The sequence below is a fragment of the Streptomyces sp. WMMB 322 genome (assembly GCF_900090145.1).
GTDB lineage: Bacteria > Actinomycetota > Actinomycetes > Streptomycetales > Streptomycetaceae > Streptomyces.
Genome location: NZ_FMHI01000008.1, coordinates 211,876 through 228,633, shown reverse-complemented (window position 1 = coordinate 228,633; position 16,758 = coordinate 211,876). Strand labels below are relative to the sequence as shown.

Below are 16,758 nucleotides of genomic sequence, written 5' to 3'. Positions count from 1 at the left end.
CCTCCCCCACCTTCACGTCACGTCGTCGCGCCGCTCCAGGGGCCTGGTCGCAGGGCCCTGGATCACCCGCCCCTCGGTGTCGAAGCGCGAGCCGTGGCAGGGGCACTCCCACGCGCCCTCGGCGTCGTTGAACCTCACAAGGCACCCCAGATGCGTGCAGCGCGGCGAGAGCGCACGCACCTCGCCCTCCGGCGTGCGGTGCACCGCGCAGCGGCGCCCCCGCACCCGCACGATCGCGCCCGTACCCGGTGCGACCTCCTCCACGGAGTCGGCGTACGACGAGCGCAGCCGGTCACCGACGAAGCGGCCCGCGACCGCCGACTGAAGCCGCAGCATCGCCGGCGCCTCACGGGGACTCAGCCGGCGCGGATCGTACAACTTCGCCCAGGGCGGCAGCACTTCACCGGTGATGTGCGCGGCGAGAAGCTGCCCGGCCAGCACGCCGCCGGACATCCCCCAGCCGCCGAAGCCGGTGGCCACCCAGGTGTGCTGCGACGCCGGGTGGAAGGCGCCGATGTAGGGGACGCGGTCGGTGGTGTCGTTGTCCTGGGTCGCCCACCGGTGCACGAGCCGGGCGTCGGGGAAGCGCTCGTACGTCCACGCCGCGAGCCGCTCGTAGCCGGCGGCCACGGAACCCTGCCCCCCGGTCCCCGGCGTGAACTTCTCACCGGTGACGATCAGCAGCCGCTTTCCCTTCCCGAACGGATAGGGAGCGGTCCGCACCGAACGCGTGCCGCGTTCCGGGGTGAGGTAGGCGCCGCGGGGGTCCTGGCCGTCCGGCAGCAGCGCGGAGACGACGAGTTCCCGGCGGGGCTCCAGTCTGGAGAACATCAACGCCCGGTCGAAGACGGGGTAGTGAGTGGCCACCACGACGTCACGGGCGACGACCTCGGCGTCGTTCTCGGTGACCACCCGGCACGGATCGCCCTCGTCCAGGCCGGTGACACGGGTGCGCTCGTGGATGCGCCCGCCGCGCCGCAGCAGGTCCTCGGCGAGGGCGAGCAGGTACTTGCGCGGATGGAACTGGGCCTGGTCCTCGACGCGTACGGCCGCGCACACCGGAAAAGGAAGCCCGGTGTCCGTGACGAAGGACGCGGGCAGCCCGGCCTCCAGGGCCGCCTCGGCCTCGGCCTGTATCTCGTCCGCGTGGTGCTCGGACTCGACAAAGGTGTACGCGGGGATCCGCTCCAGGTCACAGCCGATCCCCAACTCCTGTGTCACGTCCTCGAGATGGTCGATGGCCTGCTGCTGGGAAGAGGCGTAGAGGCGGGCGTCCTCGACGCCGCGCTTCTCCCGCAGATACGAGTAGACAAGACCGTGCAGGGCCGAGACCTTGCCGGTCGTGTGGCCCGTGACTCCCGCGGCGATGCGGTCGGCCTCGAGCACGGCGACGCTCCTGCCCGCCCGCGCCAGCTCCCACGCGACGGACAGGCCGGCCACTCCGCCACCGACGACCGCGACGTCCACTTCCGTCACGCTCCCGGCCGGAAGCGGTGGATGGGCCGACGCCCCGGCAGACAGCATCCAGTAGGACTCGTAACCGACGGGCAGTGTGGTCACCGCTGCTCCTCATGATCGTCCGCGGCTCGCCGGCTCATCCGGCTCGTCCGGGTCGTGCTGTTGTCCGCAGGGCCGCACACCGGCGTCCGCCGCATGCGCTTCCCGCGGGCCTCCCCCGCTGGATCTTCATGGCATCCCCAGTACCACTGTCGGGCTGTTCAACCCTGCTGTGATTCCCGTCGCCGCACGGGTCACGCGTGACGGCGGGGTTTCGCGGCAGTCTCCACGTGTCCGGGGAGGGCTCCCGGGTACCCGGCCGCCTGCTACGGAGGTGATGAGGAAATGAAGGCAGTCGTCTGGCAGGGAAAGCGGGACGTGCAGGTCGCCGAGGTGCCCGACCCCGTCGTGCAGGAGCCGACCGACGCGGTCATCCGGATCACGTCGACCGGGCTGTGCGGCTCGGACCTGCACCTCTACGAGGTGCTGACACCGCTGATGACACCGGGCGACATCCTCGGGCACGAACCGATGGGTGTCGTCGAGGAGGTCGGCAGTGAGGTGACGCATCTGAAGCCGGGCGACCGCGTGGTCGTGCCCTTCCAGATCGCCTGCGGCTCCTGCTTCATGTGTGACCAGGGCCTGCAGACCCAGTGCGAGACCACACAGGTCCGTGAGCACGGGGTGGGCGCACCGCTGTACGGCTACACGAAGCTCTACGGGGCCGTTCCCGGCGCCCAGGCCGAGTACCTGCGCGTGCCGCAGGCCCAGTACGGCCCCGTCAAGGTCCCCGACGGGCCGCATGACGACCGCTTCCTCTTCCTCTCCGACGTCCTGCCGACGGCCTGGCAGGCCGTCGAGTACGCGGACGTCCCCAAGGGCGGAACCGTGACCGTCATCGGTCTCGGCCCGATCGGCGACATGGCGTGCCGGATCGCGCTGCACCGCGGGGCCCGGCAGGTCATCGGCATCGACCTGGTGCCCGAACGGCTCGCAAGGGCACGCGCCCGCGGCGCGGAGGTGCTGGACCTCACGGAGCACGACGACATCGGCGCCGCCGTGCGGGAGATGACACACGGCCGCGGTACGGACGCCGTCATCGACGCCGTCGGCATGGAGGCACACGGCAACCCCGCCGGAAAGGCGGCACAGACTGTGGGCGGGATGCTTCCCGGGAAGCTGGCCGAGAAGGTCATGACCAAGGCCGGGGTGGACCGGCTCTCCGCCTTCCAGGCCGCGATCGACATCGTGCGCCGCGGCGGGACGATCTCGCTCTCCGGTCTCTACGGCGGCGCCGCCGACCCCCTGCCGATGCTGACGCTCTTCGACAAGCAGATCCAGCTGCGCATGGGACAGGCCAACGTCAAGCGCTGGGTGCCGGACATCCTGCCTCTGCTCACCGACGAGGACGTCCTCGGGGTGGACGACTTCGCCACCCACCACCTGCCGCTGGTGCAGGCGCCGGAGGCCTACGAGATGTTCCAGAAGAAGGCCGACGGCGCGGTGAAGGTCGTCATGCGGCCGTGACCGCGCCGCGAGGATGCCGAGCGGGGTGCGGTGCGGCAATTCGGTACGGGGATTCGGTGCGGGGCAGCGCCGCCCGGGCCGACTGCACTGCGGAGCACGGGAGTTGAGCAGCAGCGCCGACGGGCGCCGAACCCGCCGGCGCTTCTGCTTCTTCTCCTGCTTCGGCTGCCTGCTTCGGCTCTTGCTCTTGCTCCTGATCAGTTCGCGGAGCAGCTCCTGCTCAGCTCGTCGCGAGTGGAGTCACCTCGTCACGTGCAGGATGTCCAGCACCTCGCTGTCGCTCAGCTGCGGGAAACTCCCGTACCAGAAGCCGACCGAGCCGAACGCCGGCGGCACGTACGCGCAGACGATCTCGTCGGCCTCACCGGCCAGTTGGTCCGTCGCCTCCCGCGAGCACACGGGGGCGGCGAGAACCGTGCGTACGGGACCGGCCTGCCGCACGGCACGCAGCGCGGCGCGCGCGGTCGAGCCCGTGGCGACACCGTCGTCGACGACGACAGCGGACCGGCCCGCGAGGTCCAGGGGCTCACGGCCCCGCCGGTAGGCTTCCTCCCGCCGCTTCAGCTCGGCCTGTTCGCGTTCTGCCGTCCGCGCCAGGTCACGTTCACTCAGCCCCAACTCCCCCAGAAGAACAGGGTCGTAGACGGGCGCAGCATCACCGGCCACCGCTCCCACGCCCAGCTCCGGCTGGAAGGGAGCACCGATCTTGCGGGCTACGACGACGTCCAGCGGCGCGCCCAGCGCCCGGGCGATCTCGTCGGCGACGGGTACACCGCCGCGCGGCAGTGCCAGAACGACGGGCTCCGGCAGCCGTCCCTCGTGCTGCTGCCGGGTCAGCTTCTCGGCCAGGGCCTTCCCCGCCTCCCGGCGGTCACGGAACTGCATGACTGCCTCCTCCCTCGATGCGGGGAGCTGTGGCGTTCGCGGTACCCGTCTTCAGAGAAGCTACACAGTCCGCGGTGCGGAGGTTCCCCTTCCGACACCGGAATTCCATCGAATCCGCTCCCGTGAGCGTGCCCGGAGGACTACGGTGTGTCGCTGCGGGGGTCGTCGTTGCCGAATGCCGGGAGGGGCTCCGCCATGGGCGTGCAAGCAGTGCCGACGCCTGCTCTACACGTGCGACAGATGCTGGCGCGGGCCCGGAATCCGTTCGACATCTCCGACGCCGTGCTCGCCAGCGTCGAGAACGCCCTGCTGTGCCATGTGGAGCTGCACGGCTGGCGGCAGCGCAAGGCGCCCGCGCCGAGCCTGCGGTGCATCAGCCACCGGCACGTCTTCCTGCTGCCGGACGGGGATCTCCTGTCGCTGTGGGAGCTCAGCTACGACAGAGACGACGCCGCCGGAGGCGGTGTTCTGCACGAGGTGTACGAGAGCGAGGAGGCGCTGGCCCGCTCGGAGCAGCGGGTGCACCAGGGGCACCGGTCCGCCGCGCACGGCCCGCGGAACGCACGGCCTGCCCGTGACGTACCCGTGGAACTTCTGCTGACGGCGGACCATCCCTTCGGCAGGCGCACGTACAGCGAGACCGACTCCCCCGACCACGCCCGCCGTCTTCTGCGCCGCGCGGAGAACGCCGACCGGCCGGGCGAGGAGATCGCTCGGCTGCTGGAGACGGCCCGCGGCCACGAGATCCTCCCCGTGCCGAGGCCGCAGGTGCTGGCCCACGAGCGGCACGTGTGGTGCACGGTCTACGAGCACGCGTTCCTGCTGGCCGACGGCTCCGAGATCAGCCTGTACGAGGTCGAGCACGACCTGTCCGGCACGGGAGCGCTGGTATGCGAGGTCTACCTGGAAGAGGGGTTCGCGGACCGTGCCGTGAACCGTCTGGTGCGTGACCGCGGCTTCGGTTCCTGACCGTCCGGGTACCGGACCTGTCCGGCGACGGCTCAACCGTGTCCCTCTGTGCGACTTGTCGTGACCCCTTGTGACTTTCCGGGCGCCGAACGTATCGTGGGCGCGCTCCGTAACCTCACTGACGCTCCGTAACTCCCAAGACGGGGCGCCCACTTGACCGGAGGTCCCGCCATGGCCGCTCGTGGACGTCACCGCCGCAACCGCACGGGCACGTTCTCCCGCACGTCGCTCAAGGTCACCGCGGGCGGTGCCGGCGTCGCGTTACCCCTTGTCGGGGCACAGCTCGTGCATGCGGCTCCGGACGGCGCCTGGCAGAAGGTCGCCGCGTGCGAGAGCGGCGGGGACTGGGAAATCAACACGGGCAACGGCTACTTCGGCGGGCTCCAGTTCTCACAGAGCACCTGGGAGGCCTACGGCGGCAGGGCCTACGCGCCCCGCGCGGACCTGGCGACGAAGGGCCAGCAGATCGCCGTCGCGGAGAAGGTGCTGTCGGGTCAGGGCCCCGGGGCGTGGCCCGACTGCGGGCCCCGGGCGGGCCTTTCGGCCGCAGACGTACAGGCACGGGCGGCACGGGCGCCGGGCACCGAGCGGCATGCGGAGAGCGGGGAACACGCGGCGCAGGGGGACGGTGCCGAGCAGGCGGAGCGGGCCCGGAGGGCCGAGAAGGCAAGAGCGGACCGCTCGAAGAAGGCGACGACGTACGAGGTCGTGGGCGGCGACAGCCTCTCCTCCATCGCGGAGGAACACGAGGTGAAGGGCGGCTGGCCGGGCCTGTACGAGCGCAACCGCAAGACCGTCGGCGGCGACCCGGATCTCATCCTCCCCGGGCAGCGCCTGAACCTGGACGGCACGCACCGTACGGACAAGCCGCAGGCGAAGCCGGGGGCCCGGAAGGAAGCCGGGCCCGGGGCCGGTTCCGGCGCGCGGTCACGGGCAGCGTCCGGAGCCGCCGAGGACTCCCGGCGGTCCGGGCAGTCCGCCGGGAAGGACCGCGGCGAGGCGAAGGCCGAAGCGAAAGCCCAGGCCGAAGCAAGAGCCGAAGCCGAGGCGAGGGCCGAGGCGAAGGCGGTCGCGCGGCAGAAGGCCGAAGCGAAGCGGAAGGCCCGGGCACCGGAACGGAAGCCCGCATCCCCTGCCGCGTCCGCCCCGGTCAGCGGCTTCGGCCCCAGCACGGCCTACCGGGCGGCGGGCAGCAACTGGTCCTCCGGCCACCACACGGGTGTCGACTTCCCCGTGCCCACAGGAACCACCGTGAAGGCCGTCTCGGCCGCCAAGGTCGTCTCGGCGGGCTGGGCCGACGCGTACGGCTACGAGGTCGTGCTGCGCCACCGCGACGGCAGGTACAGCCAGTACGGGCACCTCTCGGCGATCTCGGTGCGGGCGGGCCAGACCGTGAGCCCCGGCCAGCGCCTGGGCCGCTCGGGCTCCACGGGCAACTCCACGGGACCGCACCTGCACTTCGAGATCCGTACGGGCCCGGGCTATGGCACGGACATCGATCCCCTCGGCTATCTGCGGGGGCGCGGCGTGCGTCTGTGACGGCCACGGCCGCCGCTCGGGCGGAGGTCCCTCGGCAGTGATCCGGAAACGCGGAACGCCTCCTGGTCACCGCCGCCGGTCACCTCGGAGACCGCCGGCAGGCGTGCCGTGCCGGCCACAGCCGTCACTGGGTCTCGTCGGTGTTCAGGTCCACCTGTTGCGGTCCCGCCGGGCGGGGCGGCCGATGGTCGACGCCCTCCGCCGCCTCGTCGATGTCCTCGACGTCCAGGCCGAGTTCGACATCGTCGTCCTCCGCGACGTGCATGGCCGTCTCCTCCCCCGACAGCCCCTGCGCCGGTGACGCGGTGGAGAAGGTGTCCTGGTTGGCGGCCCGCCACGACAGCGGATCGTCGCTCAGCTGTCCGGCCTGCTCGTCGGGCAGTTCCTCGGCTCCCTCGTCGCCGACGTCGGGCTCCTCCTCGGCCAGGCGGTCGTCCAGGGATTCGCCCTCGACCTGCTCGGAGAAAGTGGTTCCGTAGCTCTCCACGGCCACGGGCTCGTCCCCCGGTACGGGCGCCCGCTGGGGGTCGTTGGCCAGTTCCGCCTCGGGCGAGCCGTCCTGGAGGTCGGGGATTCCCTCGTCCTCCGGCTGCGCCCCCGGGTCGTGGCCCTCGTCCTCAGTCATGCCACCCGGCGGTACCCGTGTGGTCCAGTCGAAAACGTCCATGTCGGGCCTCACCCGGAAGTTGGCGGACGCCGCCTGCGCCTGCGCCGCAGCACGACGATCAGGTCGGTGAGGGCGAACAGCGACAGACCCCCGCAGATGGCGGTGAGTGTGTACAGAGAGTCGGCGCCCGGCACCGAACCGGGGCCCGTCTGCGTCGCCCAGAACCAGAACAGGGCGGTTCCGGCCAGGAAGACGGGCGTGAAGAGCACCGCCAGTATCAGCCGGACGCCCATCGCGCTACGGGCCGTGACCGGCTCGGTCCCCGTGCGTGGCCAGTACCGTTCGAACGGCTGGGGCGGCTCCGGACGTTGCGTGCCGGCCCGCTGTCCGGGACGGCGAAGTGTCATCTCTCTCGCCTCTTCCCGTTCCGGGATGGTTCCACTTCCAGTGTCCTCCACAGCGCCCGCGGGAGGCACGGCCGCCGGTCACCCCCGGGGCCCGGCTCCGGGGCCCCGGGCTCCGGGCTCCGCTCAGACCTCGGCCTCGTGGCACACACCGCAGGTGAGACGCCTGGCATTCGGCGTATGCGTGTACGTGCCCGTGCCGGCCGCCTCGTGCACGGTCTGCGGCGCCACGTGTGCGTGGTCCATGCACAGACCCGCACCGCAGCGGCCGCACACGGCCACCGCGACGGTGTTCTCCTGCAGTGCCCGGCAGTCGTAGCAGTTCATGACCGGTCTCCCTTCAGCAGTCTGCGGCGAGCCGGGCGGGCCCGCCGCGTCCGGGCCGGGTTGCCCTCGCTGCCGCCCCGGAAACGGCGCACCACCGGTACGGCGCTCCCCGCATCGGTGACGCGATCCCACCCCCGGCCGCGAAGGATTCGGTGCCCGGCTCCAGGACCCGGATGCGGGCGCCCTCAACAGCCCTGGGCAGGCGCCGGGTTGGCACACGCTCCGGTCAGGGCGCGGTACCGGCATGCCGAACGCAACGCCCCGTACGGCATTCGACCCGAGCAGGTGCGTGCTTCCCGGGTGCCCGCACGCCGAAGCGGGTTACGGTGCCATGCATCCGTGCGACGCGTCCGGCGCCGCCGGGTGAACCGGAAGCCAACACAGGTGCGGGGCGGGTCAGTTCGTCCCGTTCTCGGGGCCCTCATGCGGCCGGGAGTAACTTGCCGGGGTGCTATGCCCCGGAAACTCCCGTACCAGCGGACAAGATCAAGCCGTAGAGTTCCCGATTCCTTCCAACTGCCCGGCACCTGTCAGTAGCCTCATGACCCAGCGGCAATCGGCCGTGGAGTGGAACGAGCTGGAGACCCAGATGGAGCGTCCTGCCTGGGCCCCTCAGGGCATAGACCTGACGGTGCCGAGCGTGTCCAGAATGTATGACTACTACCTGGGCGGCTCGCACAACTTCGAGGTGGACAGGGAAGCGGCGAAACGCGCCATCGCGGCCTGGCCGGGCCTGCCGAAAATCATGCAGGCGAATCGTGCCTTCATGCGCCGCGCCGTCCGCTACGCGATCGGCGAGGGCGTCACCCAGTTCCTGGACATCGGCTCGGGCATTCCCACCTTCGGCAACGTCCACGAAGCCGCGCAGTCCGCGGACGCCTCCGCCCGCGTCGTCTACGTCGACAACGACCCCGTGGCGGTCGCCCACAGCCGCGCCGTGCTGGAGGGCAACGACCTCGCGGACGTGGTCTCGGCCGACTTCCGCTCCCCGCAGGACATCCTCGGCAGTGCGGAAGCGGAACGGCTCCTGGACTTCGGGAGGCCCGTCGCGCTGCTGCTCGTCGCGCTGCTGCACTTCGTCGAGGACAAGGACGAGCCCTGGAAGACCGTCGGTGAGATCAGGGACGCGCTCGCACCCGGCAGTATTCTTGTGCTGTCGCACAGTTCGGCGGACGAGGGCCCGATGCGCACCCTCGGCTCGGGAGTCCGCGACGTCTACAGACAGACGAGCTCTCCGCTGATCACCCGCACCCGCACGGAGATCAAGCAGTTCTTCGACGGCTTCGAACTCGTCGAACCGGGGCTGGTGCCGCTGCCCCGGTGGCGTCCCGAGGACATGCCCGAAGCGGAGGATCCCCTCCTCCTCAGCGGCTACGCAGGGGTGGGCCGCAAGGCGGGAAGCATCGGGTGAGTCCAGGGCCGCAGGAGTCCGAAGGGCTCGAGAAGGACGGACTACGGCGCTTCGCGACCATCTGGAGCCGCGCCGTCTACCCGGTCACGCAGACCTCGATGACGCGTGCCGAACTGGAGGACTACCTCCACCCGTTGGCCGTGCGCCTCTGTGACGCGCTCCACGCCCAGCCCTTCACACCCGCCGTGGGCCGTGAGGTCGGCGTCGCGCTCGTAGACGGTCACTTCACCAGCCCGGACGCTCTGCCGCACCTGCTCGGCGTCATCGACGCCTATCTGGTTCTCTACGGGCGCGACCCGGAGAACAGCACGCTCGACGTCGACGAGGCGCGCTCCCGCTGCTCCCGCCTCCAGCACGCCATCGCCGCAGGTTTCACCCAGGCCCTGCGCGACCGCACCCTCAGCGAGCAGGAGTCCCTCTCCAGGGCGGCGCTTGCGGCCCAGACCGCCGTCGAGGAGGCGCTGCACGCCAGCGAGACCCGGTTCCGCGCCGTCTTCAACGACGCCACCATCGGCATCTCCATCGCCGACATGGACGGGCGCATCCGGGACGCCAACGGTGCGCTTGCCCGGATGTTCGGCCGCTCCGAGGAGGAGATGCGGCGGCGGAACGTCAACGAGTGGGTGCACCCGGACGACGCTCCTCATGTGTGGCGCATGCACCGGCAGTTGGTACGGGGCGAGCGCGACCACTTCCGCGTGGAGAAGCCGTACCACCGGCCCGACGGCACGGTCCTGTGGACCAACCTCACCGTCTCGCTGCTGCGCGACGCGGACGGCGAACCGCGCTACCAGCTCGCGCTGCTGGAGGACATCACCGAGCGCCGGCTGCTGCATCTGCGTCTGCGCTACGAGGCGACGCACGACGAGCTGACGGGGCTGCCCAACCGCACCCTGTTCGCGGAACGGCTCGACCGGCTGCTCTCGACCAGCGGCGACGTGAAGCGCTTCGGGCTGTGCTATCTCGACATCGACGGTTTCAAGGCCGTCAACGACAGCCTGGGACACGCCGTGGGCGACCAGTTGCTGATCGCGGTGGCGGAGCGGCTGCAGTCCTGCACGGCCGGCTCGGGTCACCTCGTGGCACGCATAGGCGGCGACGAGTTCGCCGCGCTCGTCACCGACCCGTCCGGCCCCGAGGAGGTCGCGGAGCTCGCCCGGCAGGTGCTGGCGGCCCTCGCGACGCCGATAGGCGTCGACGGACGTGAGCTGTCCGTACGGGCGAGCATCGGCATCGTCGAGGGGCCGAGCGGCGAGCTGCGCCCCGAAGAGGTCATGCGCAGCGCCGACATCACCATGTACCGCGCGAAGGACGCCGGCGGCAACCGCTACGAGCTTGCCGACCCCGACTCGGACGCGCGCGCCATAGACCGGCACAGCCTCACCAACCGTCTGCCGGCGGCGCTGGAGCGGGACGAGTTCTTCCTGGAGTACCAGCCGCTGATCCGAATGAGCGACGGCCATGTGGACGGCGCCGAGGCACTGGTGCGCTGGAAGCACCCGGTGCACGGGCTGCTGGGCCCGGACCGCTTCATCCCGCTGGCCGAACACACCGGTCTCATCGTCCCGTTGGGGCGCTGGGTGATGGAGCAGGCCGTGCGGCAGGCGTGCGCGTGGCACGAGGAGCGCAACGCGGGCAGGAAGAAGGGGCAGGGCGGCAAGAGCAAGGCAAAGGGCAAGGGCGACGACGTCAGCAGGCCGCTGCGGGTCAATGTGAACCTCTCCCCCCGGCAGCTGCACCACCCGGATCTGGTGCCCGACACGGTGGCGGTGCTGGAGGCCGCCGGCATGGCGCCCTCCTCCCTCTGCCTGGAGGTGACGGAGAGCGCACTGATCGGCGCCGACGAGGACGAGCTCAAGCCGCTGCGCCAGCTCGCCGAACTCGGCGTGGAGATCGCGCTCGACGACTTCGGCACCGGTTACTCCAACCTCGCCAACCTGCGCCGTCTGCCCGCCACCACGCTGAAACTGGACCGCTCCTTCACCCGGGGACTGCAGCAGCACCCGGCGGACCCGGCCGACGTCACCTTCGTCGAGGGAATCGTCACGCTCGCGCACGCTCTGGGCCTGGCCGTGACCGTGGAGGGTGTGGAGACCGAGCACCAGGCCTCGAAGCTGCGGGATCTCGGCTGCGACACCGCGCAGGGCTGGTACTACGCACGTCCGGGGCCGCCCTCCAGCTTCCAGCAGGGCTTCGCGGCCCTTCCCTGAGGGGCGGCCTCGGCGGCGAGAGGCCCGTCAGCTCGCGCCCGCGGGTCCGGTGGTGCAGCAGTTCAGCCGTGCAGCCTCTTGGGCGCCGCCTGCCGCCAGGAGTCGAGGAGGATGTCGCGGAGCTCGTCCACGTCCTCGAGTGCTTCCAGACGTACCCGCACGAAGCTGTAGTTGTCGTCGTGACCCGGCTTGACGAAGAACTTCGCGGGTTCGGCGGCGATCAGCTCGGCCCGCTCCTCCTTCGGGCACTTCACGCCGATCGTCGTGTCGTCGTCGCCGAGCGAGGCGAAGATTCTGCCCGCGACGCGGAACGTCGGCTGTCCCCAGGCGAGCTTCTCCGTCGCCTCGGGGAGCGACAACGCCGCTTCGCGGACGTCGTCGGCGCATACCGCCGCCCCTGGTCTTTCCCCGTCCCTGTTGTTCACCTCTGCTGCTCCCTCCGGTCGCCCCGCGCACGTCTCACACGTGCGCGTCGAGCCATTGCAGCAGGTCGGTGTGGACCTCGTCGCGGTTCGTCTCGTTGAGGATCTCGTGCCGGGCGCCCGCGTACGCCCGCCAGTCCAGCTCTCGCATCCCCACGTACCGGAAGTCCTCGAGGAGTTCGTAGACGAGGGTCATGCCCTGGTTGCAGGGGTCCTGGTCGCCGACCGCGATGTGCACGGGAAGGTCGCGCGGAATCCGTGCCAGCTGCGCCGGGTCGTTGATCTTGCGGCTGCCGAGCACCCAGTCCAGGGAAAGTCCCGCGCTGAAGGCGAACCCGCAGCGCTCGTCGCCCGCATAGACGTCGACTTCGTCCTCGTCGCGGGAGAGCCATTCGAACCCGGTGCGGTGCGGGTACGGGTCGTTGAACGAGCTGAACAGATCGGGCACGAAGTCCGAGACGGCGTCACGGCCGCCCTTGTCGATCTCGTGCTCGAGCTGACGGATCGCCATGCCGGCCTCGCAGCCCGGCAGCGAGCGGAAGGTGCCCGAGAGGACGAGCCCGGCCACCCCCTCCCCGTACTCCTGGACGTAGTCGCGGGCCAGTTGCGAGCCCATGCTGTGCCCGAAGAAGACGAAGGGCGTGCCGTCGGGCAGTTCGGCCCGCACACGGTCGCCGACGGCCTTGAGGTCCTCGACGGTCGCGCGCCAGCCGCTCTCCCCCACCACGCCGTATCCGCCCGTGTACTCGGCGGTGGCTCCGTGGCCGCGGTGGTCGGAGGCGACGACGGCGTAGCCGAAGCGGCCGAGGAACCGGGCGAACCGGTCGTAGCGCTGGGCGTGTTCGGCCGCGCCGTGCGCGATCTGCACGAGGGCCCGCGGAACCCTGCCCGCGCCCTCGGCATCGTCGGGAAGCCAGGTGTACGTGGCGATCGTGGTTCCGTCCGCTGCCGTCGTGTGGTCCTGCCGTACGCCGCCCACGGTCTCCGCCTCCTCGCTCGCCCGGTCCGCCCGCCTGGCCGGTTCGCAGAGGGTAACCGTACGCGGCGGTTCGTGTGTCGTGAAGGTCACCGCCCCGCGATGAGAGCGCCTACTGCGGCCGCCGAGCCATGTGTCTCATTCACGGCGTACTGGCCGTACTCATCGCGCAGTTCAAGCCACCCTCATCGGGTCGAGCGCACTCAGTCGGCCCGTGCGCCGTCTTCACGGCCCTCGCGATGGCGCGAGTGCGGCACGCGCCGCATGATCCGGAACGCGCCGACGCTCTCCGAGCTGCCATGAGACACGCTCAAATGGGAGCAAAAACATACAGAATTCAACGATAGACGGCGCACCCTCGCGAACCCTCACCGGTCTTCTTCGGTGTCGACTTGCCGCCATTGGGCAGGAATTGCTCGCTGCAAGCGGTAGCGAGGCTATGCCGGTGGGTAATGCTGGTGGGGCGCCCCCACAGGCACCGCCCCTGTAGCGGTGCCATGCGCCCCTTTGCACAAGCCAGTTGAGGTTGCAGTAGGGAGGGTTTCAGCCAAACCGGCTGAACGATCTTGAACTGGCGGTGCGACAGTGGAGCATAATGCGGACGGTCTATGCCAGGGGCGGGTTCAAAGCCGATGTACGACCTCCGCCCAACCGGAAGCGGAGCCACCCGCGGAGAAGGGCTCGTCATGCAACGCTACTTCACGGACCATCACCACGAGGAACTGCGAAAGTCGGTCCGGGAGTTCGCTGAGACCGAGGTCAAGCCCCGAATAGCCGAGATGGAGGAGGCCCGTGCCGCATCCGTCGGGCTCTCCCGTCTGATCGCCCGTCAGGGGTGGATCGGCGCCACCGTGCCACCCGGATACGGAGGCATGGGCGTGGGTCACCTCGGCAAGACGGTGGTGATCGAGGAACTGGCCAGGGTGAGCGGCGCGATGGGCGCCATGGTGCAGGCCTCACAGCTCGGTGTGGCCAAGATCCTTCACTTCGGCAACGAGGAGCAAAAGAAGACCTGGCTACCGGCAATTGCCTCGGGCGACTGCCTCCCGACCATAGCCGTGACAGAACCCGAGTCCGGGGGCCACGTCCTCGGAATGTCGTCCTCCGCCGTACGTGACGGAGACGACTACATCCTCAACGGCAGCAAGGTCTACGTCGGGAACTCCCACGTGGGCGACCTGCACGGCGTAGTGGCCCGCACCGGAGAGGGCTCCGGCGGCCTCACCGCCTTCCTCGTGGAGGCAGACGCCCCCGGCTTCTCGCTCGGCCGTCAGCGCCCCGCCATGGGCCTGCACGGCTTCAGCTTCGGCGAGCTCATCTTCGACAACTGCCGCGTGCCGGCCGCCAACCGGCTCGGCGAGGAGGGTGACGGGCTCGCCGTCGCCTACTCCTCCAGCATTCTGTACGGGCGCGCGAACCTCACCGCCGTCTCCCTCGGCATCCACCAGGCAATCCTCGACGAGACGTCCGCTTTCTGCGCCGAGCGGCAGCGCTACGGCGCACCACTCGGCGAGCTCGGCTCCATCAAGCTCAAGCTCGGCCAGATGCAGTCGCGGCTGATGACGTCACGCCTCGCCGCCTACCACGCCGTGCACCTGCTCGACCAAGGGCATCCGTGCGACGCGGAGTTGATGAACGCCAAGCTGGTGAACGTGGAGAGCGCCCTGGACTCGGCGCGTGACGCCATGGAGATCCACGCTGCGTGCGGGCTCTTCACCGACCGCCCGGTCGAACGCTATCTGCGCGACGCACACCACATCTTCGCTCCCGCCGGCACCTCGGACATCCAGCGGCTGCGCCTGGGCGAGATCGCCCTCGGCACGGCCAAGGGCTCCTGGTCCCAGCGACTGAGCGAACTCGTGCGGCGCGAGCCCGAACCCGTCCGCTGACGGAGCACAAACAGCGTCCCTGAGGTCCGCCGGGCCCGGGGCCCGAACCCGGCCCCCTGCCGGGACGGGGTTCAGGGCCCCTGGTGCTCGCGCCGGTGGATCTGCTCCACGAGGTCCGCCGCCATCGACTTGATGGTCTCCAGCCCCTGGCGCCCCCACGGCCGCGGCTCCTGGTCGACGACGCACACCGTGCCGAGAGCCATGCCGGTCCGGTCTATGAGCGGAGCCCCGAGGTAGGAGCGGATACCGATCTCGTCGACGACGGGGTTGCCGGCGAAACGCGGATAGTCGCACACGTCCTCCAGCACCAGGGCCTTGCGCCGCACGATCACGTGCGGGCAGTAGCCGTGGTCGCGTGCCATCACACGGCCGACGGAACCGCCCGCGTTCGAGGACGAGTCCAGCTCGACGGCCTGGTCGGACCCGGGCGCGTACAGACCGGCGAAGTACTGCTTGTCCTCGTCGATGAAGTTCACCATCGCGTAGGGCGCGCCGGTGACCCGCGCGAGATGGCGGGCGAAGTCGTCGAACTCGGGGACGGGAGACTCCCCGAGGCCCAACTCCCTCAGGCGCACGACCCTGTTGGGGGCCTCGGCGTCCTCGGGGGTCAGCAGCAGGTGGCTGGTGGGGTCATACGGTGTCGGTGCCATGGGAACTCCTCGTGTTGAGCAGATGCTGGACAAGAGAGACGAGAACCTGCGTGCTGGACGCGGCCTGCCGGGCGTCGCACAGCACCACCGGCACGTCGGGCTTGAGGTCGATCGCGGCCCGCACCTCCTCGGGCTCGTAGTGGTAGGAGTTTTCGAACTCGTTGACCGCGACGATGAAGCTGATGCCTCGCCGCTCGAAGAAGTCCACGGCCGCGAAGCTGTGTTCGAGCCTTCTGGTGTCGGCGAGCACCACGGCCCCGAGTGCGCCGTCGGACAGTTCGTTCCACATGAACCAGAAGCGCTCCTGGCCCGGCGTGCCGAAGAGGTAGAGCACGTGTGAGGCGCTGAGGGTGAGGCGCCCGAAATCCATGGCGACGGTGGTGGTGGACTTGTTCTCGACGCCCTCCAGGCTGTCGGTCGGAGCGCTGACCTGGGTCAGCAGCTCTTCCGTACTGAGCGGCTCGATCTCGCTCACCGCGCCGACGAACGTCGTCTTGCCGACGCCGAAACCGCCGGCCACAAGGATCTTCAGCGCGGTAGGGAACGGATCGGCACGGCTCGCCTCAGAGTCGTCTACGGAGCCCATCCAGCACCGCCTCCAGCAATTCTCGATCGGTCGGGTCGTTTCCCAGCGGCGCACGTCCCGGGGAACGCGAAGTGATGGCTCCGCAGTCCACGAGGTCGGACAGCAGCACCTTGGTGACCACTGCGGGCTGGGCTATCTGTGCGGCGATCTCCGCGACGGAGACGGGACCGCCGCAGAGTTTCAGAACATGGCTGTGGTCAGGGCCCAGGTAGCTCTGCGGCCGGGTGCCGGTGGCCATCACCATGGTCAGAAGGTCGAACTGAGCAGTGGGCTTCGTACGCCCATTGCTGACGGTGTACGGCCGGACCAGCCGTCCCGCGTCGTCGTCCAGCAACGGCTCTTCTAAAGGCTCTTGTCTCATGCAGCCGCCTCAGTGGCCGGCCGGCTGCCGTGCGGGTGTGCCCAGATACGGGCGGACGCTCTTCACGAGCATCGCCATCTCGTATCCGAGCACGGCGGCGTCGGCCTCGCTCCCGGCGAGCACGGCGATGCAGGCGCCCTGCCCGGCGGTCGAGACGAAGAGCAGCGACGTGTCGAGCTCCACCACCACTTGGCGCACGTCACCGCCCTCGCCGAACCGCACCCCGGCACTGCGCGCCAGCGAGTACAGCCCGGAGGCGAGCGCCGCCAGATGGTCGGCGGTGTCGGTCTCCAGCCCGTGCGCTGCCTTCACCAGGCCGTCGGAGGACAGCAGCAGCGCGCTGCGCGTGTGGGGCACGCGCTGGACAAGTCCGGTCAGCAGCCAGGAGAGGTCTGTCGTGTGGCCGATGGGGGCTTCGCTCACCATGATCGCGTTCTTCTCCTTCAGGGCGTGCACCGCAGAGCGGGCGGGAGCCGGGCCGACGAGCGGGCCCGGTCC

17 protein-coding genes are annotated in these 16,758 nt (G+C 70.2%); 6 read left to right on the top strand and 11 right to left on the bottom strand.

The window, feature by feature from the left end; genetic code table 11:
• Window positions 1–12: 12 nt before the first annotated feature.
• Entirely contained in the window at window positions 13–1,560 is a 1,548-nt protein-coding gene (locus H180DRAFT_RS15550; protein WP_055486656.1) for an FAD-dependent oxidoreductase, read from the bottom strand.
• A gap of 282 nt (window positions 1,561–1,842) precedes the next feature.
• Between H180DRAFT_RS15550 and H180DRAFT_RS15545 the strand changes: the two genes are divergently transcribed.
• Window positions 1,843–3,024 carry a zinc-dependent alcohol dehydrogenase gene (locus tag H180DRAFT_RS15545; protein WP_055486655.1) on the top strand — a complete coding sequence of 394 codons (1,182 nt, stop codon included), beginning with the start codon at window positions 1,843–1,845 and terminating at the stop codon, window positions 3,022–3,024.
• A gap of 240 nt (window positions 3,025–3,264) precedes the next feature.
• Here H180DRAFT_RS15545 and H180DRAFT_RS15540 read toward each other — a convergent pair whose 3' ends face one another.
• Window positions 3,265–3,909 (bottom strand): phosphoribosyltransferase, encoded by a 645-nt coding sequence (locus tag H180DRAFT_RS15540; RefSeq protein WP_055486654.1) that lies wholly within the window; start codon window positions 3,907–3,909, stop codon window positions 3,265–3,267.
• A gap of 195 nt (window positions 3,910–4,104) precedes the next feature.
• On the opposite strand from H180DRAFT_RS15540, the gene H180DRAFT_RS15535 reads away from it, so the two are divergent.
• Window positions 4,105–4,878 carry a DUF6227 family protein gene (locus tag H180DRAFT_RS15535; protein ID WP_055486653.1) on the top strand — a complete coding sequence of 258 codons (774 nt, stop codon included), beginning with the start codon at window positions 4,105–4,107 and terminating at the stop codon, window positions 4,876–4,878.
• Between the two features lie 171 nt (window positions 4,879–5,049).
• Window positions 5,050–6,417 (top strand): transglycosylase family protein, encoded by a 1,368-nt coding sequence (locus tag H180DRAFT_RS15530; RefSeq protein WP_055486652.1) that lies wholly within the window; start codon window positions 5,050–5,052, stop codon window positions 6,415–6,417.
• A gap of 124 nt (window positions 6,418–6,541) precedes the next feature.
• Here H180DRAFT_RS15530 and H180DRAFT_RS15525 read toward each other — a convergent pair whose 3' ends face one another.
• From H180DRAFT_RS15525 to H180DRAFT_RS15515, 3 genes are all read right to left on the bottom strand, one after another.
• Entirely contained in the window at window positions 6,542–7,042 is a 501-nt protein-coding gene (locus H180DRAFT_RS15525) for a hypothetical protein (protein ID WP_175437776.1), read from the bottom strand.
• 50 nt (window positions 7,043–7,092) lie between these two features.
• Window positions 7,093–7,431, bottom strand: a complete 339-nt coding sequence (locus tag H180DRAFT_RS15520; RefSeq protein ID WP_074466824.1) for a DUF6343 family protein — start codon at window positions 7,429–7,431, stop codon at window positions 7,093–7,095.
• Window positions 7,432–7,554: 123 nt separating this feature from the next.
• A complete protein-coding gene (locus H180DRAFT_RS15515; RefSeq protein WP_055486651.1) occupies window positions 7,555–7,755 on the bottom strand; it encodes a DUF2180 family protein in 201 nt (66 codons plus the stop codon).
• Window positions 7,756–8,344: 589 nt separating this feature from the next.
• On the opposite strand from H180DRAFT_RS15515, the gene H180DRAFT_RS15510 reads away from it, so the two are divergent.
• Together H180DRAFT_RS15510 and H180DRAFT_RS15505 are read left to right on the top strand one after the other, a co-directional pair.
• Complete coding sequence (locus tag H180DRAFT_RS15510; protein ID WP_055486706.1) at window positions 8,345–9,166, top strand: SAM-dependent methyltransferase; 822 nt, start codon at window positions 8,345–8,347, stop codon at window positions 9,164–9,166.
• Window positions 9,163–11,376, top strand: coding sequence for a putative bifunctional diguanylate cyclase/phosphodiesterase (locus H180DRAFT_RS15505; protein WP_055486650.1), 2,214 nt, complete (start codon window positions 9,163–9,165; stop codon window positions 11,374–11,376). Before H180DRAFT_RS15510 ends, H180DRAFT_RS15505 begins: the two co-directional genes overlap by 4 nt.
• Window positions 11,377–11,438: 62 nt before the next feature.
• On the opposite strand, the gene H180DRAFT_RS15500 is transcribed toward H180DRAFT_RS15505, so the two are convergent.
• Together H180DRAFT_RS15500 and H180DRAFT_RS15495 are read right to left on the bottom strand one after the other, a co-directional pair.
• Entirely contained in the window at window positions 11,439–11,801 is a 363-nt protein-coding gene (locus H180DRAFT_RS15500) for an MmcQ/YjbR family DNA-binding protein (RefSeq protein WP_055486649.1), read from the bottom strand.
• Window positions 11,802–11,835: 34 nt separating this feature from the next.
• Complete coding sequence (locus H180DRAFT_RS15495) at window positions 11,836–12,777, bottom strand: alpha/beta fold hydrolase (RefSeq protein ID WP_055486648.1); 942 nt, start codon at window positions 12,775–12,777, stop codon at window positions 11,836–11,838.
• A gap of 683 nt (window positions 12,778–13,460) precedes the next feature.
• On the opposite strand from H180DRAFT_RS15495, the gene H180DRAFT_RS15490 reads away from it, so the two are divergent.
• Window positions 13,461–14,663 (top strand): acyl-CoA dehydrogenase family protein, encoded by a 1,203-nt coding sequence (locus H180DRAFT_RS15490; RefSeq protein WP_055486647.1) that lies wholly within the window; start codon window positions 13,461–13,463, stop codon window positions 14,661–14,663.
• A 71-nt stretch (window positions 14,664–14,734) separates the two neighbouring features.
• Here the strand turns inward: H180DRAFT_RS15490 and H180DRAFT_RS15485 are convergent, their stop codons facing one another.
• From H180DRAFT_RS15485 to H180DRAFT_RS15470, 4 genes are read right to left on the bottom strand one after another with little or no spacing between them, the layout of a single operon-like run.
• Complete coding sequence (locus H180DRAFT_RS15485) at window positions 14,735–15,313, bottom strand: GAF domain-containing protein (protein WP_055486646.1); 579 nt, start codon at window positions 15,311–15,313, stop codon at window positions 14,735–14,737.
• Entirely contained in the window at window positions 15,294–15,899 is a 606-nt protein-coding gene (locus H180DRAFT_RS15480) for a GTP-binding protein (protein ID WP_055486645.1), read from the bottom strand. The genes H180DRAFT_RS15485 and H180DRAFT_RS15480 overlap by 20 nt, the downstream gene beginning before the upstream one ends.
• Window positions 15,877–16,260, bottom strand: coding sequence for a DUF742 domain-containing protein (locus H180DRAFT_RS15475; RefSeq protein WP_055486644.1), 384 nt, complete (start codon window positions 16,258–16,260; stop codon window positions 15,877–15,879). Before H180DRAFT_RS15475 ends, H180DRAFT_RS15480 begins: the two co-directional genes overlap by 23 nt.
• A gap of 9 nt (window positions 16,261–16,269) precedes the next feature.
• Window positions 16,270–16,686, bottom strand: a complete 417-nt coding sequence (locus H180DRAFT_RS15470; RefSeq protein WP_055486643.1) for a roadblock/LC7 domain-containing protein — start codon at window positions 16,684–16,686, stop codon at window positions 16,270–16,272.
• Window positions 16,687–16,758: the final 72 nt, after the last annotated feature.